Here is a 20,564-nt window from a genome sequence, read left to right as displayed (position 1 = left end):
CCCACTCAATAAAGTCTGAAGTAATATTTCATCTGAAACGGCCAAATATACACATCTCAGCGGAAACGAACAGGCACTTGCGAAGCATTTATAATGATTCACTGTGAGATTTACTACCAGAACGGGACCTTCGATAAAGAGGTCTCGTCGCACAACCCATGTCAGACACATACGTCGGTGCGATCGACCAGGGGACGACAGGCACTCGGTTCATGGTGTTCGACCACGACGGCTCAGTGGTCGCCAACGCCTACGAGAAACACGAACAGATTTACCCGGAGCCCGGGTGGGTCGAGCACGACCCGATGGAGATCTGGGAGAACACGAAACAAGTCGTCAAAGACGGACTCGCGGACGGTGGGCTCTCGCCCGATCAGCTGGATGCGCTCGGGATCACCAACCAGCGTGAGACGACGATCGTGTGGGACGCAGAGACGGGCAAGCCGGTACACAACGCGCTGGTCTGGCAGGATCGCCGGACGACCGACCGGGTCGAGGAGATCCAGGAGGCGGACAAAGTCGAGTGGATCCGCGAGAAGACGGGCCTGGAGTGTGACGCGTACTTCTCGGCGACGAAAGTCGAGTGGATTCTCGACAACGCCGATCAGATCAAGACCGGCCGCGCACGACCCGAGGACATCCGCGATCGAGCGGAGAGCGGTGAGCTGCTGATGGGGACGATCGACACGTGGCTCATCTACAACCTCACCGGCAATCACATCACGGACGTCTCGAACGCTTCGCGGACGATGCTGTACAACATCCGTGAGTTGGAGTGGGACGACGAACTCCTCGAAGAGTTCAGCGTCCCCAGATCGATGGTGCCGGAAGTCCGCCCGTCCAGCGACGAGAAGACTTACGGGACGACGGACGCGGACGGCTTCCTCGGTGCGGAGGTCCCGGTGGCTGGCGCGCTGGGAGACCAGCAGGCCGCGCTGTTCGGCCAGACCTGTTTCGACACCGGTGACGCCAAAAACACCTACGGCACAGGGAGCTTCTTCCTGATGAACACCGGCGAGGAAGCTGTCGCGTCGGATCACGGCCTCCTGACGACGATCGGCTTCCAGCGCTCGGGCGAGCCCGTCCAGTACGCCCTGGAAGGGTCGATATTCATTACTGGAGCCGCAATCGAGTGGCTCGAAGACGTCGAGCTGATCGACGACCCGGCCGAGACCGCCGAACTCGCGCGCTCGGTCGACTCCACGGACGGCGTCTACTTCGTACCCGCGTTCACGGGCCTGGGAGCACCCCACTGGGACGGCCGCGCACGCGGGACCATCGTCGGAATGACTCGGGGGACCCGCCGCGAGCACATCGTTCGCGCGACCCTCGAATCCATCGCGTTCCAGACCCGCGACGTCGCGGAAGCGATGGAAGCCGACTCCGGCGTCGAGATGACGAGTCTCAAAGTCGACGGTGGGGCAGTCAAGAACAACTACCTCTGCCAGCTCCAGAGCGACATCATCCAGACCGATATCGCCCGCCCGAAAGTCGACGAGACGACGGCGCTCGGCTCGGCCTACGCTGCCGGTCTCGCGGTGGGTTACTGGGAGACGGTGGACGAACTCCGCGACAACTGGCAGGTGGACAAGACGTTCAAGCCCAAGATGGCCAGCGGCGACGCCGACAAGAAGCAGGCCCGGTGGGAGGAAGCAGTCGACCGCTCGCTCGACTGGGCTCGTGACGGAGGTGACTGAATATGGCGGTGGAGGCAGCTCTGGCCGGCGTCGACCTGGTCGACGTCGTGTTGCAGGCCGGACATGACTGGGGGACCATCGACGATGTCATCGAAGTGTTCACTGATCAACCGGGCCCAGCGATTCTGCTGGGGGCGGCTGCCGGTGGCGCGTTCGGTGCGGCACTGGGGGCACTCCCGGCATTCATCTTCACCGGCTTCCTCGTTCTGGCGGGCGTCGCCGGTGGGAACCTGGTCGGTGTCGGGTTCGGCCCGGTCTTTGGCCCGCACATTTCCTTCGCAGGTGGTGCAGCCGCGGCCGCTTACGCCTCGAAGAACGGCTTGATGGAGTCCGGATTCGACTACCATAACGGGAAAGACATAGGATTCGCGTTAGGGAGTCGACCGGACATCTTGGCCGTTGGTGCGTTATTCGGCGTGTTCGGGATACTCGGAGAACAACTGCTCCGCAACCTTGCTGTCCCGACTGACCCGATCGCGATCATGGTCGTCATCAGCGCGTTCGCCCACCGTGCAGTCTTCGGCTACTCGATCCTCGGCACGGTCAGCTCCAAGGCCAAGGGACGCTTCGACATGGGGCCGTTCGAGCGCGAGGAAATGCGTGCCGAGAGCGAATCGCTCGTCACCGACGGTGAGAAGAGCACGTCGGAACGGCTCGCCGTCGAGCCGTGGCTGCCGAACATGTACAAGTGGTCGCACGTCGCTTCGATCGGTCTGGTCGCTGGGGCTGCGGCTTCCTACGCAGGCTGGCAAGTTTCCACGGTTGCGTACGGTGGTGCTGCCGCACCTGCAGTCTTCCTCGGATTCGGGTTCAGTGCAGCGACGCTGCTGTTCCTGAATCTGGGCGTCGATCGAATTCCGGTCACACACCACATGACTCTCCCAGGGGCAACTGCGTGTTTCGCCGCCCTCGCTTCAGGGGACGCGATAATCGCGGGCGTCGACCCGATCGTCGCCGTCGCCATCGGTGCCGTCTTCGGCATGATCGGTGCGCTGATCGGTGAGGCCGGTCAGCGGATCTTCTACGCCCACGGCTCGACCCACGTGGACCCGCCTGCGTTCGCCATCTTCATCTCGATCTCGCTGATCTGGGTGCTGGCGGTCGCTGGCGTCTTCGCCACGTCCGTCTGGGTCCCCGGTGGCCTCTAAATTCGGCCCGCACTCTCTTCGTTTATCGTACAGCCCCCACACCGCCCCCGTAGCCGTACCACCAATTCGCTATGCACCTACGACGGCAGCGCTGTCCGCAAGACAAGAAACGACAGCACGCCCGTGCCCACCCCGACGCCCAGCGCCAGGAGAAAGCCCGGCTCGATCACCATCGCCGCCAGCGCCGCGAACGATCCGACGACGAGCGCACCGCCGGCCGCGCCGTGATGGTAGTTGCCAGTGGCTTCGATCGCCTGGCTCGGGACGCCCGCGTCCGAGGCGAGACTCGCGTGATAGGGGATGTAGATTCGAACGCCGATGGCGGAAAACGCCGCGATAGCAGCGTTGAAATTGACGTTGTCGGTCAGCAGCGTCGCCAGCCCGAAGACGGCCATCGCGAAGAACAGCGCGATGATCTTGCTCCACTTGTCGGCTCGCTGCAGCGACTCGTCCACCTGAGCGTCGGCCATACCTACCGGCACGTATCGAATCCCGTTATAAGTTTGCAGGCGCCAGCGCCCGTCCAGCGGCCGTCTCAGATCGACGACCCTCATCGCAGGAGCGTTCGTAACTGCAGGGCCGTCACCCGAAGGTCGACCCTGTCCCGGGGACGAGCGCGCCGCCAACACTATATGCTGGCCCGGAGTGGCGAGCAGTATGTTGGAGCGATTCGGGATCTCCGATCGCGACCGTCGAAATCTCGTCGCTGTCGCGGTCGTCATCGCGATCCTCATGGCGTTTTTCACCGACGGGTCGGTCGTCGTCCGGCTTCTCGCCGGCGTCATCGGCGGGCTCATCAGCGCTGTCGTGTTCGTCGTCACGACCATTTTGATCAAGAAGGCCGGCCTGGAGTACTGACACGAACTGGACGGTCCTCGGGTGCGGCGGGGCGACCACTCCAGTCTCGAAAGGGGCATTTTTATTCCCGACGCTGGAGCACCAATCACAGGACTCGACTCCACCCATGGATCTGACGGAGCGCATCAGGCGACGCCAGCGCCGGGGCGGCAACAGAGCGGTAGTGCTCAACTACGAGCCGATCAACCCGGTCGCACACGTCGAGGAACCGACTGGACGCGGCCCGATCCTCGAACGTGTTCTCGATTACCTCGATCCCGTTTTCGAGGGATCGTTGCCGGGCGACGCGTATCTGTGGGGACCGGCAGGCAGCGGAAAGTCGGCGATCGTGACGGCGCTGTTCGACCGACTCGGTGTCGTGACAGTCCAGTCCCGGACAGTCATCCACACGACGACCCGCGCACAGCCCGTCGAGTTGCCGCGATTCGTCTACGTCAATGCCCGGGAGGCCGCCACGGAGTTCCAGTTCTACCACGCTCTTCTCGACGGGCTCACCGAGACCGACGTCCCGCAGAAAGGAGTCAGTACCTCCGAACTTCGCGGTCGCCTCGAAGACCGACTTCGATCGACCCCGGGGACGGTCGTCGCCGTCGATCACGTCGACGAACCGCGGTCGCTATCGCCCGACTCCGTGCTCGAATCGCTCGCCGACCTCGACGGGCCGCTCTCGACTGTTCTGGTCGGCCGAAGCCCCCCGGGCGATCTCGGAATTCCGGAACAGACGAACGAGATCGAGGTTCCGGCCTACAGTCAACAGGTGTTGATCGATATCCTCATGACTCGCGGTTCGGCGGGGCTCGCACGCGACGCGCTCGGTCACGCCCAGGCACGCCGGATCGCCTCCTGGGCACGTGGCAACGCGCACGACGCACTTTCGGCACTGTTCGGCGCGGCGGAGTTAGCCGATTCCCGGGGTGCGGAACGAATCCGCGAGCCCGATGTCGACGGTGGGATCGAGGCCGTGCCACAGCCCTGCGTCTCACTCGGGATCGTGTTGACCTTGCCCGAGAACCGCCAGCGTGTCCTCCGGGAGTTGCTCGCGATCGACGATGCCGACCGCGAATCGGTGACGACCACGACCGACGCGATCGCCGCCTCGCCGACGGTCGATCTCTCGTCGGGGACGGTCAAGCGTTTCCTCTACGAACTCGCCGAATCCGGCGTCGTCGAGCGTGTCACAGCCGACCAACCGTCCGGTCACGGCCGCCCGCCCAGTCGCGTCGAGCCACGGTTCCCCACGCTCGTCTTCGAACGGCTGTACGATCTGCGGTCGGATCAGTAGACTGGACAAGTACTCGACTGCAAACGCGTCCTTGAAGGGGTGGCCACTCCGAGTACGTGTATGACCACTGTCGCCGTACTCGCCGATCCGCCCGTCGAAGGCGTCGTCTGTCGGGACCTGATCGAGTCGACGCCGCTGCACGCTGCCGACGGAGTGAGGCTCTACGAGGCCATGCTGACCGACATCTGCCGTGCCGTCGAGGGCAGCGGGGCCCAGTTGTTGCTCAACTACCGGCCGCGAGAGCACCTCGACCTGCCGGAGTCGGTGTCGCCCAAGACGCGACTGGAGGGCGTCGTGAGCGAGGCCGTCGACGCGCCAGAAGCTGTGCGGTACGAAGTTCAGGTCGGCAGCACCTTCGCCGCACGGGCCGGCAACACCGTGACGCACCTGCTCGAACAGGAGGGGGAGGGCAGCGTCCACGTCCTCGAACCGACGGTCCCGCTGGTGTCGCGCCAGGCGATCGACTCGGCGTCGATGAAGCTGCGGCGCTCCTCGGTCGTCGTCTCCCCAGCCAGCGGGGGGCGCGTCGGCTACGCTGGCTTCGCTGAGACGATCGACTTCGACGGAGCCTACGACGCGCCGGCGGTCGAGTCGCTCGTCGACAGCGCGATCGACGCCGGCGTCGACGCCGACTTCCTCCCGGGACTCCAGCCCGTTCGGACGCCGGCCGACCTGGCGACGGTCGTCCCAGAAGTCCGTGCCCGCGAGCGTGCGGGCCGGATCTATCCGAGTGCGACCGCGGACGCGATCGAGCGACTCGGGCTTGGGGTCGCCGAGGACGAGTCCGTGACGGTGAGTCGGTCCTGACAGCGCAACCAGGGTGTGGTGGTCAGAAAAGCGAGACCGAGGCGCTTTTTATCAGTCGTGTCGAACCCACGGGTGTGCTCTCGGTCGAGCTTCACGCCCACTCTGCACTCTCCTACGACGGCCGCGACCCCGTCGATGCGCTACTCGAACGCGCTCGCGACGCCTCTCTCGACGCGCTCGCAGTCACCGACCACGACGAGATAGCGGCTAGTCTCGACGCCGTCGAGAAGGCCTCCGACTACGACCTGATCGGCATCCCGGGGATGGAGGTCACGAGCGCCGCCGGGCACGTCCTCGGGCTGGGTATCACCGAGGCGATCCCGAAGGGACTGTCTTTCCAGGAGACGCTCGATCGAATCCACGACCAGGGTGGGATCGCCGTCGTTCCCCACCCCTTTCAGGAATCGCGCAGCGGCGTCATCGACAACATCTCGCGGGCCGAACTGGCCCGGGCCGACGCCATCGAGGTGTACAACTCCCGGTTGCTGACGGGGCGAGCCAATCGCCAGGCGCGGCGCTTCGCCCGCGAACACGGGATCCCGATGACGGCCGGCAGTGACGCCCACATCGCCGAGATGGTCGGCCGCGCGGTGACGAACGTCGATACCGACGAACGCACAGTCGAAGCGATTCTCCAGGCAATCGTCGAGGGACGAACCTCGATCGAAGGTCGCCGGACGCCGTGGTGGATCAGTTTCAGACAAGCCGCCGGCGGCGCGAAACGACGCATCCGAAGTCGGCTGTCGGGGCTATTTTGATGACGCTGCACGGGTCATCGCCGGATATCGTTCGGTCCGCCGTCGAGCGCGGCGACGCCCTGCCCGGAACGAACGGCTTTGCCGGTCAGGTCGACGACTATCTCGTCCGGGACGTCATCGGGCGCTATCCGCTGTTCGTCGACGACGAGGGCTGGGCGTTCGATCCCGCCGACCTCGACGATCCGTCGTCGTTCCCGGCCGGACACATCCGGACCGACGATGGTTTCGAACGCTGGTGTGATCTCCCGGACCCCTCGCTTGCCGACCCTGACGAGGGCGTCGCGGCTGTCCGCTCGGCGCTAGAACGCTCGTTCGCGACGGTCGACACCGAAGGGCTAGCCGTCGCTTTTTCCGGTGGCGTGGACTCCGCACTGGTCGCCGCCGCCCTCGACGTCCCGCTGTACGTCGCCGGGTTCCCTGACAGCCACGATGTCGAGGCTGCACGATCAGGTTCCGAACTGCTCGATAAGGAGTTGACTGTCATCGAAGTAACTCACGACGACATCGAGCGTGCAGTCCCGGAGATCGTCGCCGCCACGGGACGGACGAACGCGATGGATGTCCAGATCGCGCTCGCGCTGTATCTGGTCGGCGAGCGCGTCGCCAGCGACGGGTTCGACCGACTCGCAGTGGGCCAGGGCGCGGACGAACTGTTCGGCGGCTACGCCAAGGTCGCGAAAGCGCCTGACGACCCTCGGACCGAGGCCGATACTGTTCGGGGAGCCACCCGCGAGGTGATCGAGACGTTGCCCGACCAACTGGAGCGTGACGTGCTGACGTTGCGGGCGGCGGGCGTCGAGCCCGTCGCGCCGCTGCTCCACGACGCCGTCGTCGAGGCCGCGCTCGGCCTGCCCGGGGAGTTGCTCGTCGACGGCGACACCCGGAAGGTCGCCCTCCGGGAGGCGGCCTGGCGCTGGCTCCCCGAGGAGCTGGCCACTCGTGAGAAGAAGGCCGTCCAGTACGGGAGCCTGGTCTCTCGGGAACTCGATCGACTGGCCCGCCAGGCCGGCTTCAAGCGCCGGATTGACGATCACGTCACCAAGTACGTGGAATCACTGGTAGAGTGAGTGCTGGATTCTGGCGCGGCGCTTACGTTCGAGAAGGGGTGACGCCAGCGAGTGTAGGCGTAGAATAATACTTTACAAAAGTACTATACTAACACAGCTCGTTCGTGCTGGCATGAGCGACGACCTCACACCGGACGAGTTCGCGGACGTCAACGAGGCGGTCGGCGAGGAGTGGGAGTCGGAGACGACACCCTACGAGCGTGTTCGCCAGGTGATCGCCCACACCTATTCACCTGTCTCGGCGGCAACTGCCGCAGACGAGGCACGGACCACACCGAAGACGGCACGGAAACACCTGAGCGCGCTCGCCGACGAGGGATTCGTCGTCACCGACACGGGCGAACACGGCGGGACGACGTATCGACGGTCACCGGAGTCGCTCGTGGTCGAACAGGCCGCGGACATCCTCGAACACGTCTCGATCGAGGATCTTCGGGCACGTATCACGGAGATGCGCGAGCAACTCCAGGACTATCGGACAGAGTACGGCGTCGCCTCTCCGGACGAGCTGACCATCGAGCAGACGAATCAGACCCTCTCGGAGCGTGATTCCGCTCGGTCGCGGATCGACGCCGAGACGCTTCGAGACTGGCAGACGACGCGTCGAAATCTGGCGTTCGCGAACGCGGCGCTCTCGATCGCGACCGCCGAGCGGTTTGTCGACGGCGACGCAGGACCGACTGACGACAGTATTCCCGTCTGAACGATGGTGGATCGTGACGATGCAGACGAAGGACACTCGCTCAGAGGCCCGATCGACCGCGCTGCGCTCTGTTCCATCCGCGATACGATCGAGCGAGAGGAACCGCTCGCATCGCCGTCGCTGGATGACTATCTCGGTCCCTCGGTTCTGGAGGTCCCGCTTGACGACGGCCTCTGCAGTGCCGACACCGCGCGGATCGATGTCGAGTGGACGACCCAGTCGGACTACAAATTTCACTACACAGATAGCGCTGGCGTGAACTGCAGGTGGGGAAAACACCCGCACGGCGGGGAGTTTACTCACGTTCCAGGACTCGAACACTTCCACCCGCCACCGGATGCCACCTCAAACCCCGCTGATGTCGAAGCATCGTGTATCGAGCACGCTGCCGAAACGCTCGTCACTCGTGCCGTGCTTAGACTCTGGCGCGTCGCCTATCATACGGACTCTTACGATCCGTTGAACAACGCGCGCAATCCACCGTAGACGACCGGTTCAGCCGATCACGAACAGCGTCTCACCCATGTCGACGCTGTCGCCCTCGCTGACGGCGACGTGCTCGACCGTCCCGCCACGCGGAGCCACCACGTCGTTCTCCATCTTCATCGCTTCGAGCACACAGAGAACGTCTCCGCTCGCGACCTCGTCGCCTTCGGCCACGTCGACGCTGAGGATGGTCCCCTGCATGTCCGCGGTTACTTCCTCGCCCTCGCCGGGGACGCCGTCGGCACTCTCCGACTCTCTCTCCTGGCGGCGCGGGCCCGCGGAGGACTCGCTCCCCCCGCCGCTGGTAGTTTCGCCGCCTGCGGGGACCGTCAGCCCGCCGCGGTCTTCGAGAGTCACGTCGAAGCGCTTCCCGTTGACTTCGACTGTGAATTCGCGTTCGACGGCCTCTTCGCTTCCGTCTTCGCTGCTCGGCTCGCTCCCCCAGCGCTCCTGGGCCTCGTCGATCCGCGCGCGGTCGAAGTGCTCGTCGAGGTAGTCAGTCGTGTGCTCGCCCGCACAGAAGGTCTCGTCTTCGAGCATCAGCCTGTGGAACGGGACGATCGTGACGAGTCCCTCGATGTCGAACTCCGCGAGGGCGCGACGGGAGCGCGCGAGACACTCCTCGCGGTCGGTGGCCTCGACGATCAACTTCGCGACCATCGAGTCGTAGTCGCCGCCGATCCGATCGCACTGGCGCAGCGCGTCGTCGACCCGCACGCCGATCCCGCCCGGCGGGTCGTAGGTGTCGAGGGTGCCGGTCTGGGGCGCGAACTGGTTGGCGGCGTTCTCGGCGTTGATCCGGAACTCCATGGCGTGCCCCTCGACCTCGACGTCGTCCTGTGCGAACTCGATCTCCCCGCCTGCCGCCACACGTAACTGCCACTTCACGATGTCGATGCCCGTGATCTCCTCGGTGACGGTGTGCTCGACTTGGATGCGCGTGTTGACTTCGAGGAAGTAGAACTCGTCGCCGGAGACGAGAAACTCCACGGTGCCGGCGTTGGTGTAGTCGGCTTCGCGGACGCCCCGCCTCGCTGCTTCGCCGATCTGCTCGCGCATCTCGTCGTCGATGGCCGGACTCGGTCCTTCTTCGATCACTTTCTGGTGGCGACGCTGGAGCGAACAGTCACGCTCGCCGAGGTGGCGGACGTTGTCGTGCTGATCCGCCAGAATCTGGACCTCGATGTGTCGCGGCCCGTCGAGGTAGCGTTCGAGGTAGACCGAGTCGTTGCTGAAGTACGCCTCGCCCTCGCGTTTGGCGCTTTCCAGTTGTTCTTCGGCCTCCGCGGCGCTCTCGACGATCTTCATCCCGCGGCCGCCACCGCCGCCCTCGGCCTTGATCGCCACTGGAAAGCCGTGTTCCTCGCCGAACTCGATCACCTCTTCGGGATCCTCGACGGGGTCGGTCGTCCCGGGGACGATGGGCACGTCCGCGCTGTCCATGATCTTGCGGGCTTTGGTCTTCTCGCCGAGCGATTCCATCGCGTCGCTGTCGGGGCCAACCCACGTGATCCCGTCCGCTTGCTGGACTTTGGCGGCGAAGTCGGCGTTTTCCGCGAGGAAGCCGTAGCCGGGGTGGATCGCGTCGGCGTCGGCTTTCTGGGCTGCCTCGACGATGGCGTCCTGATCGAGATAGGAGTCGGCGGCGCGGGCCGGGCCGACGTTGTAGGCTTCGTCGGCGTAGCGGACGTGCCCCGCGTGTTTGTCGGCGTCCGAGTAGACGGCGACGGTCTCGATCCCCAGTTCTTCGCAGGCACGCATCACGCGCACGGCGATCTCGCCACGGTTCGCGACGAGGACCTTCTCGAACATATCCCACCTTGTGAGCGGTTCGGGCTTAAAAGTACGCGCGACTGGAGCGAATGAGTTGGTGTGTCTTCTTGGTATCGATGGTTCTGCGGGCCATGGATTTTGGAATCCACATCTGGCGCACGCGGTCGCGACCTGCGCGGTCGCCTGCGACCGCGTTGCGAACGGCGAAGCCGTGAGCGTGTCGCGACAGAATCGTGCGAGGGACGAACGAACCGAAGGCGAGTGAGTCGGCTGGGGAGGGTGTGGCCTGGTTACAGTGCTGAGGGTGGGACTGAAAGGGGCCGGGTGCTACGGGAACCCCGGTGACGCAAGCATCCGCTGGAGCGCAGCGAGCTGCGGGACCGTAGCGCCCGGGGGCTTTCTGGGTCTGCTCGTCTGTTCACGCACAGCTCGGAACGGCCAGAAAGCCCCGCCCCTTTCAGTCCCGAAAGACTCGCTACGCTCGTCTTTCGACCCTCGCCTCACTTCGTTCGGCTCAGTCTCGCCCACAGTGATCCACACCCGCCCCAGCCGATTCGACCGCTCCCTGCGGTCGCGGACTCATCCCTCGCGCGGCGTCGGCTCACCACGAGGGTTCGCCAGCGCGCGCCGCTCAGCAGTTATTCGCATCAAGAGACCAGCGAGTGACCGGAACCGAAAACAGACGCCGTAGAGTCTCAGTTCCCAACGAGCGCTTGCATGACGTTCGACTCTGCCCTGCGAAGCACTGTCGAGGCGGTACTCCGCGCCACATCAACCTCGGTAGCCACGTCCGCCAGCGAGGCTTCCCGGGGCACCGCGTAGTACCCCAGTTCTGCAGCGGTCTCGACCAGTTCGAGCTGGCGATCTGTCAGGTCCCCGGCGATCGTCCCGTGCCGGCGATCGAATTCGCCCAGTTCCAGCACCTCGACGCCCAGTCCGGGACCGGCTTCGAGTTGCTCGACCAGCGTGCTCAGCGACTCCGCTTCTCCGACAATAGTCATATGGGTCCGAGCACGACTGTCGTAGACGATGGGTGGCATCACCACGAGATTCAGGTCGGCGAAGACCATCCGCCAGGCGTCGTCGGCCTCGCGGGTCTGCTGGCAGACGTAGCTGTAGAAACTTCCGTCGTCGATGGTCGTGAGCGTGACGTCGGATATCGAGTCGACCCCTCGGACGGCCTCGCGGTAGGCGTCCTGGTCCCCGACGACGTAGAACAGCGCGTACTCGTGGTCTCTCCCTGGGAGGACGTTCCAGGTCAGCAGTTCCTCGCGCTCGATATGGTCCGTCTCGCGGATCCACTCCTGCATCGGGTGTCGTAATTCGGGCGGCAAGTCGAGTTTCGCGCGGAGGTAGCGCATGTCGGACAGCACGCGAACCGGGGAAAAATAGCTTGGCGACCGAGACGGTCAAGGTCCTGGAACTGAGAAGACAGAATAATGGAGGTCACGATCCGCGACGCCGACCCCGAGGACGAGACAGGCCTGCGAATCCTCCGCGGACAGGCGCTCAAGGCTGCGTTTCAGGACGAGTACGACCGCAAGACCGTCGGCGACCTCGTCGCGACTGTCGACGACGACCTTTCAGCGTGGATCGACAACGACAGGTCTCGCGTGCTCGTCGCCGAGACCGAGATCACGCCCGTCTCGTACGGAGTTCTCGACCGCGAACATGGTGAACTACTGTCGATACTCACGAGCCCGGACTATCAGCGCGAAGGCTTCGCGACACAGCTACTCGACCGGCTCGAAACTCACGCGCGCGAACACGATGTCGAGACGCTGACCGCGACCGCGCCCGACGTGAGTCGGGCATTCTTCGAGGATCTGGGGTTCGAATCCGTCGGGGACGGAGAGTGGTATGGACTGGACGCAGTCGTCTTCGAGAAACTGCTGTGACCCGACCGACAGATGGCGGTCGGTATGGGTGTGTGTATTAGGAATTTTAATGATTGTAAGATTACTAGCGTCTTGCCGGAGACTACCATGGATATCGTTTGATTTATGCCTCCAATTTCCACACGTATACACAGATGAAGCGCACAGTAGATGGAGCGACTGAAAACGGGCTGTACGACCCATCAGGTCAGAAGGCCAACTGCGGGGTCGGGGTCGTCCTCGATCTCTCGGGGGATCGCGAGCACGAGATCATCGAGGACGGACTCGACCTCCTCGAGAATCTCGATCACCGGGGAGCCCGCGGAGCGGAACCGAACACCGGCGACGGCGCCGGGATATTGATCCAGAAGCCACACGACTTCTTCACCGACGAGGTCGACGGACTGGGCGAGTTCGACGACTACGGTGTCGGCGTCGTCTTCTTCCCGAAGGACGAACCGAGCGAGGAACTCCGGGACCTGATCGAGGAGGCCGCCGACGAGGAAGGATTCGACGTCACCGCGTGGCGAGACGTCCCGACGAACAACGAGAGTCTGGGGGAGACCGCACGCGCCACCGAACCGGACGTCAAGCAGTTCTTCGTCGAGCCACAGGCTGACCTCGAAGCCGAGGAGATCGACTCCGGTCTCTACATCCTGCGCCGGGTTATCGAGAACCGCGTCGAAGACCAGCGGCCGGCCGGCAGCGATCGCTTCTACATCTGCTCTCTCGACCGCCGGAAGACCGTCTACAAGGGGCTGCTCACCAACGCACAGGTTCGGGAATACTACCCGGAACTCGGCGACGAACGGGTCGTCTCCCGACTGGCGTTCGTCCACTCGCGGTTCTCGACGAACACGCTCGGCGCGTGGGAACTCGCCCACCCCTACCGGAACATCATCCACAACGGCGAGATCAACACTCTGCGGGGGAACCTCAACTGGATGCAGGCCCGCGAAGCCGAACTGGAGAGTCCGGAATTTGGCGACGAAATTGATAAACTCAAACCGATCACCGACGAGGACCAGTCCGACACCGCGGTCGTCGACAACGTCCTCGAACTCCTCGTGGAAGGTGGGCGCTCGATGCCTCACGCCCTCCGGATGCTCGTCCCGGAAGCCTGGGAGCAGGACGACCAGCTCTCGGCAGACCGCGAGGACTGGTATCGCTACCACTCGACGATCAACGAGCCCTGGGACGGCCCGGCGCTGATCGCCTACACCGACGGCTACAAAGTCGGCGCAGTGCTGGACCGCAACGGCCTGCGACCCTGCCGGTACGTCGTCACCGAGGACGACCGACTCGTGATGGCCAGCGAGACGGGGGCGCTGGAAGTCGAGGAAGACAACGTCGTCCACAAAGATCGCCTCCAGCCGGGACAGATGTTCTACGCCGACCCCGACGAGGGCGGCATCGTCTCGGACGACGATATCTTCGACCGACTGACCGACGAGAAGTACGGCGAGTGGCTCGACGAACACGAGGTCCATCTCGAAGACCTCGACGGCGGCACCGAGGAGACGCCCACCTACGTCGACGACGAGATCACGGCCTACCAGCGCGCGTTCGGATACACGCTCGATCACGTCGAGCGCCTGGTCGAGCCGATGGCCGAGAAGGGCAAGGACCCCGTGGGGGCGATGGGTAACGACACGCCGCTGGCTGTCCTGTCGAGCCGGAACAAGACGCTGTTTACCTACTTCAAGCAGCTGTTCGCGCAGGTCTCGAACCCGCCGATCGACTACATCCGCGAGGAAACGGTCACGTCGCTCGAACAGCACGTCGGCCACCAGCGCAACCTGCTCGGGGAGACGCCCGAGCACTGCCGACAGCTCTACCTCGAATCGCCGATCCTCACCCGTCAGCAGCAGGCGAAAGTCACCGATATCGACCGAAACGGCATCACTGCCGAGACGATCGACATCACCTACGAGAAGGGCACGGACCTCGAAACCGCCGTCGACGAGATACGCGAGGAAGCCGCCGCTGCCGTCGAAAACGGCACCGAGATGCTCGTCCTCTCGGACCGCAACACGGGCCCGGATCGCGTTCCGATCCCGAGCCTGCTTGCGACGGGGGGCGTCCACCACCACCTCGTTCGCGAGGGCCTGCGCACGCGCACGGGATTGGTCGTCGAGAGCGGCCAGCCCTGTGCGGTCCATCACTTCTGTACGCTCGTCGGCTACGGTGCCGACGCCGTGACGCCGTACCTGGCCTACGAGACCATCGAGAACCTCGTCCACGAGGACATCGTCGACGAAGAGATTGACGACGCCCTCGAACACTACCGCCACGCCATCGAGGACGGGATCCAGAAGGTCATGTCCAAGATGGGTATCTCCACGCTGGAATCGTACAAAGGTGCCCAGATCTTCGAGGCGGTCGGTCTCGATTCGGACTTCGTCGAGGAGTACTTCCGCGGGACCGAGAACCGCACCGAAGGGATCGGTCTCGAAGAACTCGAACACGACGTGCTCGAACGCCACGAGTACGGCTTCGAGGCCCAGATCAGCGGCTCGCTCCACCTCGATCAGGGTGGCGAACTCAACTGGCGCCGTGACGGCGAGTTCCACCAGTGGAACCCGAGCACGATCGGCACGCTTCAGGACGCCACCCAGAACGACGATTACGAGGCCTACAAGGAGTTCGCCTCGATGATCAACGACCAAGAGGAGCGCCTGCAGACCCTCCGCGGGCTGCTGGACTTCGACACCGAGGAGCGCGAATCGATCCCCATCGAGGAGGTCCAGCCGGTCGAGGAGATCACCCAGCGCTTCTTCTCGGGGTCGATGTCGTTCGGCTCGCTCAGCAAGGAAGCCCACGAGACCCTCGCCGCGGGGATGAACCGCGTCGGCGGCTTCGCGGGCACGGGCGAAGGTGGTGAACCCGTCGAACGGTTCGGCACCGAACGCGAATGTGCGAACAAACAGGTCGCTTCGGGCCGCTTCGGAGTGACGAGCTACTACCTCGCCAACGCCGAGATGCTGGAGATCAAGATGGCCCAGGGATCGAAACCCGGTGAAGGTGGCCATCTCCCCGGTGAGAAGGTCAACGAGATTATCGCCGACACCCGCTCGACGACGCCGGGTGTGCCGCTGATCTCGCCGCCGCCACACCACGACATCTACTCGATCGAGGATCTGGCCCAGCTCATCCACGACCTCAAATGTTCGAACAAGGACGCTGGCGTCCACGTCAAACTCGTCTCCGAGGCGGGCGTGGGCGTCATCGCGGCCGGCGTCTCGAAAGGCAAGGCCGACTCGGTCCTCATCTCGGGCGCGTCCGGCGGGACCGGGGCCTCCCCACAGACGTCGATCAAGAACGCGGGCCTGCCGTGGGAGCTCGGGCTGGCCGAGGCCCAGCAGGTGCTCGTCGAGAACGGGCTGCGCTCGCGGATCAAGGTCCGTGTCGACGGCGGCATGAAGACCGGCCGCGACGTGCTGGTCGGCGCCCTGCTCGGAGCCGAGGAGTACGGATTTGGTACTGCGCCGCTCATCACCTGTGGCTGTCTTATGCTACGGCAGTGTCACAACAACACCTGTTCGGTCGGCGTCGCGACGCAGGACGAGGACCTGCGGGAGCGGTTCCCCGGCGACCCCGAGTACGTCGCCAACTACATGCGCCACATGGCTCAGGAGGTCCGGGAATATCTGGCCGAACTCGGCTTCGAGTCCATCGAGGAAGCGATCGGCCGGGTCGACCTGCTCGAACAGAAAGACATCGAGCATCCCAAGGCCAAGCACGTCGACCTCTCGGAACTCCTCTGGGAGCCGACGGGCGACGACCTGCAGAAGACGACCGAGCAGAACCACGGCCTGGACGAGAAACTCGACCAGGAACTGCTCGCCGAGGCCGAGCCCGCCATCGAAAACGGCGAGGGCGTCTCGATCGATCTGCGGGCCGGCAACGAGGACCGGACCCTGGGCGCGATGCTCGCCTCGGAAGTCTCGAAGAACCACGGCGAAGATGGCCTGCCCGAGGACACCATCGACATCGATGTCGAGGGCACGGGCGGCCAGTCCTTCGGTGCGTTCCTCACCAACGGGATCACGATGCACCTGGAAGGCGACGCCAACGACTACTGCGGCAAGGGGCTCTCGGGCGGCAAACTCGTCGTCGAAACCCCGGAGGACGCGAGCTACGAAGCCGACGAGAACATCCTCATCGGCAACGTTGCCCTCTACGGCGCGACCGACGGTGAGGCGTACTTCAACGGCCAGGGTGGCGAGCGCTTCGCGGTCCGCAATTCCGGCGTGAAAACGGTCGTCGAAGGCGTGGGCGACCACGGCTGTGAGTACATGACCGGCGGGATTGCGGTCATCCTCGGCGACACGGGCAAGAACTTCGGAGCCGGCATGTCCGGCGGCGAAGCCTACGTCCTCGACGAGTCTGATGACTTCGAGGACAACGTCAACAAGGACATGGTCAGTCTGGAGGCCGTCGAGAGCGAACGAGACGTCCAGATGATCAAGCGGATGATCGAGAACCACGTCCGCTACACGGGCAGCGAGAAAGGCCAGGAGGTCCTCGACAACTTCGAGGCCTACCTCGACCAGTTCGTGAAGGTCATGCCCGACGCCTACGCCGCGGTCGTCGAGGAGCGCCTCGCCGACGGCGAGGACATCCGGATCTCGCCGCCGGAGTCACCGAAGACCACTGCGACCCCAACGGAGGGTGACGACTGATGAGCAAGGAACACCCCGGCGGCTATCTCAAGAACAAGCGCGAACCGATCCACAAACGCGATCCCGAGGAGCGAAAGGACGACTTCGAAGAAGTCTGGGAGCAGGAGTGGGACGAAGACCACCTCAAGTCCCAGGGCGAGCGGTGTATGTCCTGCGGGACGCCCGCCTGCATGAGCGGCTGTCCCATCGGGAACATCATCCCCGACTGGAACGACCTGGTCTACCGGGACGACTGGAAGCGCGCCCTCGAACGACTCCATGCGACCAACAACTTCCCCGAATTCACGGGCTACAACTGCCCGGCGCCCTGCGAAAACACCTGCACGCTCAACTACAACGACGACCCCGTGACGATCAAGTCGATCGAACGGGCCATCGTCGACAAAGGCTGGGAAGAAGGCTGGATCCAGCCCGATCCGCCCGAGGAGCGCACAGACAAGGAAGTCGCTATCGTCGGGAGCGGCCCTGCAGGACTCGCGGCGGCCCAGCAGCTGAATCGCGCGGGTCACCACGTCACGGTCTACGAGCGCGACCAGAACCCCGGCGGCCTGATGCGCTACGGGATCCCGGACGCCAAATTCTCGAAGAAGAAGGTCGAGCGACGGATCGACCAGCTCCGCGAAGAGGGCATCACCTTCGAGTGTGGTGTCGAAGTCGGCGAGGACATCCCCGCCGAGAAGCTCGACGAGGAGTACGACGCGGCGTGTATCGCCGTCGGCTCACAGAAGCCGATCGAACTCCCCATCGAGGGGATCGATCTGGACGGGATCCACTACGCCATGGAGTACCTCCCGCGGGCCAACCCCGGTCAGAACGACGGCTGGGAGGTCCCCGAGGAGATGAACGCCGACGGCAAGAGCGTCGTCGTATTGGGTGGTGGGGACACCGGCGCGGACTGCGTCGGGACCGCTCACCGACAGGGTGCAGCACAGGTCGTCCAGATCGAACTGCTGCCCCGGCCGCCCGAGGAGCGCCCGGAGGGCAACCAGTGGCCCGACCAGCCCCAAACGTATGAAAAATCCTACTCTCAGGAAGAGGGTGGCGTCGAGGAGTACTGCGTCGACACCCAGCAGTTCCACGACACCGACGGCGACGGAACAGTCGACGAGCTCCGCGCTCACCGCGTCGAGTGGGAGCAGGGCGAGGACGGCTGGGAGAAAGAGGTCGTCGAGGAGGACATGCGAATCGACGCCGAGATGGTGCTGGTCGCCGCCGGCTTCCAGGGGCCCGAGGAGACGCCGTTCGACCCCCTCGACCTGGAGATGACCGAACACGGCACCTTCGAGACCGAGGATCATCAGACCAACGTCGAGAACGTCTTCGCCGCGGGCGACGCCAACTCCGGCCCCTCGCTGATCGTCTGGGCCATCGGCGACGGCCGCGATGCAGCCCGAGACATCGACGAATACCTCATGGGCGAAACGAGTCTGCCGGCGAGCCTGGAGACGGACAATCCGCCGGTCGTCTCGCGGCGGTAACGCCTTCTGGAACCGTTTTCAGAACAGATCCGTCCGACCCGACGCCGTCCACGGGTCCTCAGGCGCGTTTTCCGGGACGCGATCTGACCGATGTTGCAGTGACTTGATCCGGCCTGTGAATGCCCAGCGACGGCCCTGCCAGCTGTCGGCCTCCTCGCCCTCCGCGCTCGCCGCCTCACGCGCCGCGGCCTCCACGTCGAGTTGCGCCCGCAAGACCGCAACAATCGCAGCCGCCTCCTCGGGCTCGGCGTCCGGATTCGACTCCGCGACGGCCGCGAACAGGTATTCGTCGCTCGGTGACTCCTCCGCCATCTCAGAGCGGGATGTTGCCATGCTTGCGGTCTGGGTGGTCGACGCGCTTGCTCCGCAGTAGTTCGAGGTCGGTGATCAGCCGTGAACGGGTCTCCTGAGGTTCGATCACGTCGTCCAGATAGCCCCGATCGGCAGCAGTGTAGGGGTTGGCGAAGGCGTCGCGGTACTCCTCGATCAGTTCCTCGCGCTTGGCTTCGACGTCTTCGGCCGCCTCCAGTTCGTCGTCGTAGAGGACGTTGACTGCACCCTTCGGACCCATCACGGCGATTTCGGCGGACGGCCAGGCGTAGTTCTTGTCCGCGCCGACGTGTTTGGAGGCCATGACGTCGTAGGCCCCGCCGTAGGCTTTCCGGGTGATGACCGTCACGAGCGGGACCGTGGCCTCTGAATAGGCATAGAGAAGCTTTGCACCGTGTTTGATGATGCCGCCTTTCTCCTGGTCGGTCCCCGGCATGAACCCGGGAACGTCGACGAAGGTGAGGATCGGGATGTTGAACGCGTCACAGAAGCGCACGAACCGCGAGCCTTTGAGCGAGGAGTCGATGTCGAGCGTTCCAGCATTCACGCGGGGCTGATTCCCGACGACACCCACGGCGTGGCCGTCGAGACGGCCGAATCCGGTCACGATGTTGCGGGCGTAGTCCTCGGCGACCTCGAAGAACGATCCCTCGTCGAGGACGTCCGCGACGACGGTGTTCATGTCGTAGGGTTTCTGGGGCGCGTTCGGGACGGCGTCTCTGGCCTCTGTGCAGTCCCGTTCGGGGTCGTCCCAGGGCTCGACGCTGGGCGGATCTTCGACGTTGTTCTGCGGGAGATACGAGAGGAGATGGCGAATGTCGTCTAGCGCCTGCTCTTCGGCGCTGGGCGTGAAGTGTGCGACCCCGCTCTCGCTGGCGTGTGTCTTGGCCCCGCCCAGTTCGTCGAAGGAGACCTCTTCTCCTGTGACGGTCTCGATGACGTCCGGGCCGGTGATGAACATGTGGCTGGTCTCCTCGACCATGAACACGAAGTCCGTAATCGCCGGCGAGTACACCGCACCGCCCGCGCATGGGCCCATGATCGCCGAGATCTGCGGGACGACGCCCGACGCGAGCTGGTTGCGGTGGAAGATGTCGCCGTATCCTGCGAGCGAGTCGACCCCTTCCTGAATCCTGGCGCCTGCGGAGTCGTTGAGGCCGATGATCGGCGCGCCGACTTCCAGCGCCTTGTCCATGATCTTCACCACTTTCTCGGCGAAAACCTCGCCGAGTGAGCCACCAAACACAGTAAAGTCGTGGGCGAAGACGAAGACTGTCCGGCCGTCGACCTCGCCGTGGCCGGTCACGACGCCGTCGCCGGGAATCTTCGTCTCGTCCATGTCGAAGTTGGTGCAGCGGTGCTCGCGCAGGGCGTCGGTCTCTACGAAGGAATCATCGTCGAGAAAGTAATCGATGCGCTCGCGCGCGGTCATCTTGCCGCGGTCGTGCTGGGCCTCGATGCGTTCCTCGCCGCCGCCTTTGGCGGCCTCGGCCTTGCGCTCGCGGAGATTCTCGATGTCGTCGTCCGCTGTCACGCGGTATCCCGCCCGTCAGTCATGGACGGGACAACGGCGGTGTGCGAAAAAAGCGTTACCCGACACAGCCGGGTCATAGTG

General features: G+C 64.4%; 17 protein-coding genes. 12 read left to right on the top strand and 5 right to left on the bottom strand.

Annotated elements, in window-relative coordinates; all coding sequences use genetic code 11:
• The first annotated feature begins 158 nt into the window (after window positions 1-158).
• A complete protein-coding gene (gene glpK / locus DV733_RS16485) occupies window positions 159-1,697 on the top strand; it encodes a glycerol kinase GlpK (RefSeq protein ID WP_049993062.1) in 1,539 nt (512 codons plus the stop codon).
• A gap of 2 nt (window positions 1,698-1,699) precedes the next feature.
• On the top strand, window positions 1,700-2,845 hold the full coding sequence (locus DV733_RS16480; RefSeq protein WP_174876522.1) for a hypothetical protein: 1,146 nt from the start codon (window positions 1,700-1,702) through the stop codon (window positions 2,843-2,845).
• Window positions 2,846-2,922: 77 nt separating this feature from the next.
• Here DV733_RS16480 and DV733_RS16475 read toward each other — a convergent pair whose 3' ends face one another.
• Window positions 2,923-3,315: a hypothetical protein gene (locus DV733_RS16475; protein ID WP_049993061.1), complete on the bottom strand. Its 393-nt coding sequence runs from the start codon at window positions 3,313-3,315 to the stop codon at window positions 2,923-2,925.
• Window positions 3,316-3,502: 187 nt separating this feature from the next.
• On the opposite strand from DV733_RS16475, the gene DV733_RS16470 reads away from it, so the two are divergent.
• From DV733_RS16470 to DV733_RS16440, 7 genes are all read left to right on the top strand, one after another.
• The gene (locus tag DV733_RS16470) at window positions 3,503-3,703 is read left to right on the top strand and encodes a hypothetical protein (RefSeq protein ID WP_049993060.1); all 201 of its coding nucleotides are present in this window, start codon (window positions 3,503-3,505) and stop codon (window positions 3,701-3,703) included.
• Window positions 3,704-3,809: 106 nt separating this feature from the next.
• The gene (locus DV733_RS16465) at window positions 3,810-4,985 is read left to right on the top strand and encodes a Cdc6/Cdc18 family protein (RefSeq protein WP_049993059.1); all 1,176 of its coding nucleotides are present in this window, start codon (window positions 3,810-3,812) and stop codon (window positions 4,983-4,985) included.
• Window positions 4,986-5,045: 60 nt separating this feature from the next.
• Complete coding sequence (locus DV733_RS16460) at window positions 5,046-5,792, top strand: hypothetical protein (protein ID WP_049993058.1); 747 nt, start codon at window positions 5,046-5,048, stop codon at window positions 5,790-5,792.
• Window positions 5,793-5,866: 74 nt separating this feature from the next.
• Window positions 5,867-6,550, top strand: coding sequence for a PHP domain-containing protein (locus DV733_RS16455; RefSeq protein WP_049993057.1), 684 nt, complete (start codon window positions 5,867-5,869; stop codon window positions 6,548-6,550).
• Between the two features lie 5 nt (window positions 6,551-6,555).
• On the top strand, window positions 6,556-7,617 hold the full coding sequence (locus tag DV733_RS16450) for an asparagine synthase C-terminal domain-containing protein (RefSeq protein WP_049994277.1): 1,062 nt from the start codon (window positions 6,556-6,558) through the stop codon (window positions 7,615-7,617).
• Window positions 7,618-7,729: 112 nt separating this feature from the next.
• On the top strand, window positions 7,730-8,320 hold the full coding sequence (locus DV733_RS16445; protein ID WP_049993056.1) for a DUF7342 family protein: 591 nt from the start codon (window positions 7,730-7,732) through the stop codon (window positions 8,318-8,320).
• A 3-nt stretch (window positions 8,321-8,323) separates the two neighbouring features.
• The gene (locus DV733_RS16440; RefSeq protein ID WP_049993055.1) at window positions 8,324-8,806 is read left to right on the top strand and encodes a hypothetical protein; all 483 of its coding nucleotides are present in this window, start codon (window positions 8,324-8,326) and stop codon (window positions 8,804-8,806) included.
• A gap of 9 nt (window positions 8,807-8,815) precedes the next feature.
• On the opposite strand, the gene DV733_RS16435 is transcribed toward DV733_RS16440, so the two are convergent.
• Together DV733_RS16435 and DV733_RS16430 are read right to left on the bottom strand one after the other, a co-directional pair.
• Complete coding sequence (locus DV733_RS16435) at window positions 8,816-10,618, bottom strand: acetyl-CoA carboxylase biotin carboxylase subunit (protein ID WP_049993054.1); 1,803 nt, start codon at window positions 10,616-10,618, stop codon at window positions 8,816-8,818.
• Between the two features lie 656 nt (window positions 10,619-11,274).
• On the bottom strand, window positions 11,275-11,940 hold the full coding sequence (locus DV733_RS16430) for a helix-turn-helix domain-containing protein (RefSeq protein ID WP_049993053.1): 666 nt from the start codon (window positions 11,938-11,940) through the stop codon (window positions 11,275-11,277).
• A gap of 78 nt (window positions 11,941-12,018) precedes the next feature.
• Here DV733_RS16430 and DV733_RS16425 point away from each other — a divergent pair, with 78 nt between their 5' ends.
• From DV733_RS16425 to DV733_RS16415, 3 genes are all read left to right on the top strand, one after another.
• Complete coding sequence (locus DV733_RS16425) at window positions 12,019-12,477, top strand: GNAT family N-acetyltransferase (RefSeq protein ID WP_049993052.1); 459 nt, start codon at window positions 12,019-12,021, stop codon at window positions 12,475-12,477.
• 134 nt (window positions 12,478-12,611) lie between these two features.
• Window positions 12,612-17,141, top strand: coding sequence for a glutamate synthase large subunit (gltB, locus tag DV733_RS16420; protein ID WP_049993051.1), 4,530 nt, complete (start codon window positions 12,612-12,614; stop codon window positions 17,139-17,141).
• Window positions 17,141-18,619, top strand: coding sequence for a glutamate synthase subunit beta (locus tag DV733_RS16415; RefSeq protein ID WP_049993050.1), 1,479 nt, complete (start codon window positions 17,141-17,143; stop codon window positions 18,617-18,619). Before gltB ends, DV733_RS16415 begins: the two co-directional genes overlap by 1 nt.
• A gap of 18 nt (window positions 18,620-18,637) precedes the next feature.
• On the opposite strand, the gene DV733_RS16410 is transcribed toward DV733_RS16415, so the two are convergent.
• A complete protein-coding gene (locus tag DV733_RS16410; protein WP_170178716.1) occupies window positions 18,638-18,952 on the bottom strand; it encodes a hypothetical protein in 315 nt (104 codons plus the stop codon).
• A complete protein-coding gene (locus DV733_RS16405; protein WP_049993048.1) occupies window positions 18,933-20,483 on the bottom strand; it encodes an acyl-CoA carboxylase subunit beta in 1,551 nt (516 codons plus the stop codon). Before DV733_RS16405 ends, DV733_RS16410 begins: the two co-directional genes overlap by 20 nt.
• Between the last annotated feature and the right edge of the window lie 81 nt (window positions 20,484-20,564).

This window comes from Halapricum salinum, assembly GCF_004799665.1.
Classification (GTDB): domain Archaea; phylum Halobacteriota; class Halobacteria; order Halobacteriales; family Haloarculaceae; genus Halapricum; species Halapricum salinum.
This window is presented reverse-complemented; position numbering and strand designations above follow the sequence as displayed.

Excerpts from the sequence above, each read along its gene's own strand:
- DV733_RS16440 (WP_049993055.1), top strand. The coding sequence starts at position 8,324 with ATGGTGGATCGTGACGATGCAGACGAAGGACACTCGCTCAGAGGCCCG.
- DV733_RS16475 (WP_049993061.1), bottom strand. The coding sequence starts at position 3,315 with ATGGCCGACGCTCAGGTGGACGAGTCGCTGCAGCGAGCCGACAAGTGG.
- DV733_RS16465 (WP_049993059.1), top strand. The coding sequence starts at position 3,810 with ATGGATCTGACGGAGCGCATCAGGCGACGCCAGCGCCGGGGCGGCAAC.
- DV733_RS16460 (WP_049993058.1), top strand. The coding sequence starts at position 5,046 with ATGACCACTGTCGCCGTACTCGCCGATCCGCCCGTCGAAGGCGTCGTC.
- gltB (WP_049993051.1), top strand. The coding sequence starts at position 12,612 with ATGAAGCGCACAGTAGATGGAGCGACTGAAAACGGGCTGTACGACCCA.
- DV733_RS16410 (WP_170178716.1), bottom strand. The coding sequence starts at position 18,952 with ATGGCAACATCCCGCTCTGAGATGGCGGAGGAGTCACCGAGCGACGAA.
- DV733_RS16480 (WP_174876522.1), top strand. The coding sequence starts at position 1,700 with ATGGCGGTGGAGGCAGCTCTGGCCGGCGTCGACCTGGTCGACGTCGTG.
- glpK (WP_049993062.1), top strand. The coding sequence starts at position 159 with ATGTCAGACACATACGTCGGTGCGATCGACCAGGGGACGACAGGCACT.
- DV733_RS16430 (WP_049993053.1), bottom strand. The coding sequence starts at position 11,940 with ATGCGCTACCTCCGCGCGAAACTCGACTTGCCGCCCGAATTACGACAC.
- DV733_RS16445 (WP_049993056.1), top strand. The coding sequence starts at position 7,730 with ATGAGCGACGACCTCACACCGGACGAGTTCGCGGACGTCAACGAGGCG.
- DV733_RS16435 (WP_049993054.1), bottom strand. The coding sequence starts at position 10,618 with ATGTTCGAGAAGGTCCTCGTCGCGAACCGTGGCGAGATCGCCGTGCGC.
- DV733_RS16415 (WP_049993050.1), top strand. The coding sequence starts at position 17,141 with ATGAGCAAGGAACACCCCGGCGGCTATCTCAAGAACAAGCGCGAACCG.
- DV733_RS16425 (WP_049993052.1), top strand. The coding sequence starts at position 12,019 with ATGGAGGTCACGATCCGCGACGCCGACCCCGAGGACGAGACAGGCCTG.
- DV733_RS16470 (WP_049993060.1), top strand. The coding sequence starts at position 3,503 with ATGTTGGAGCGATTCGGGATCTCCGATCGCGACCGTCGAAATCTCGTC.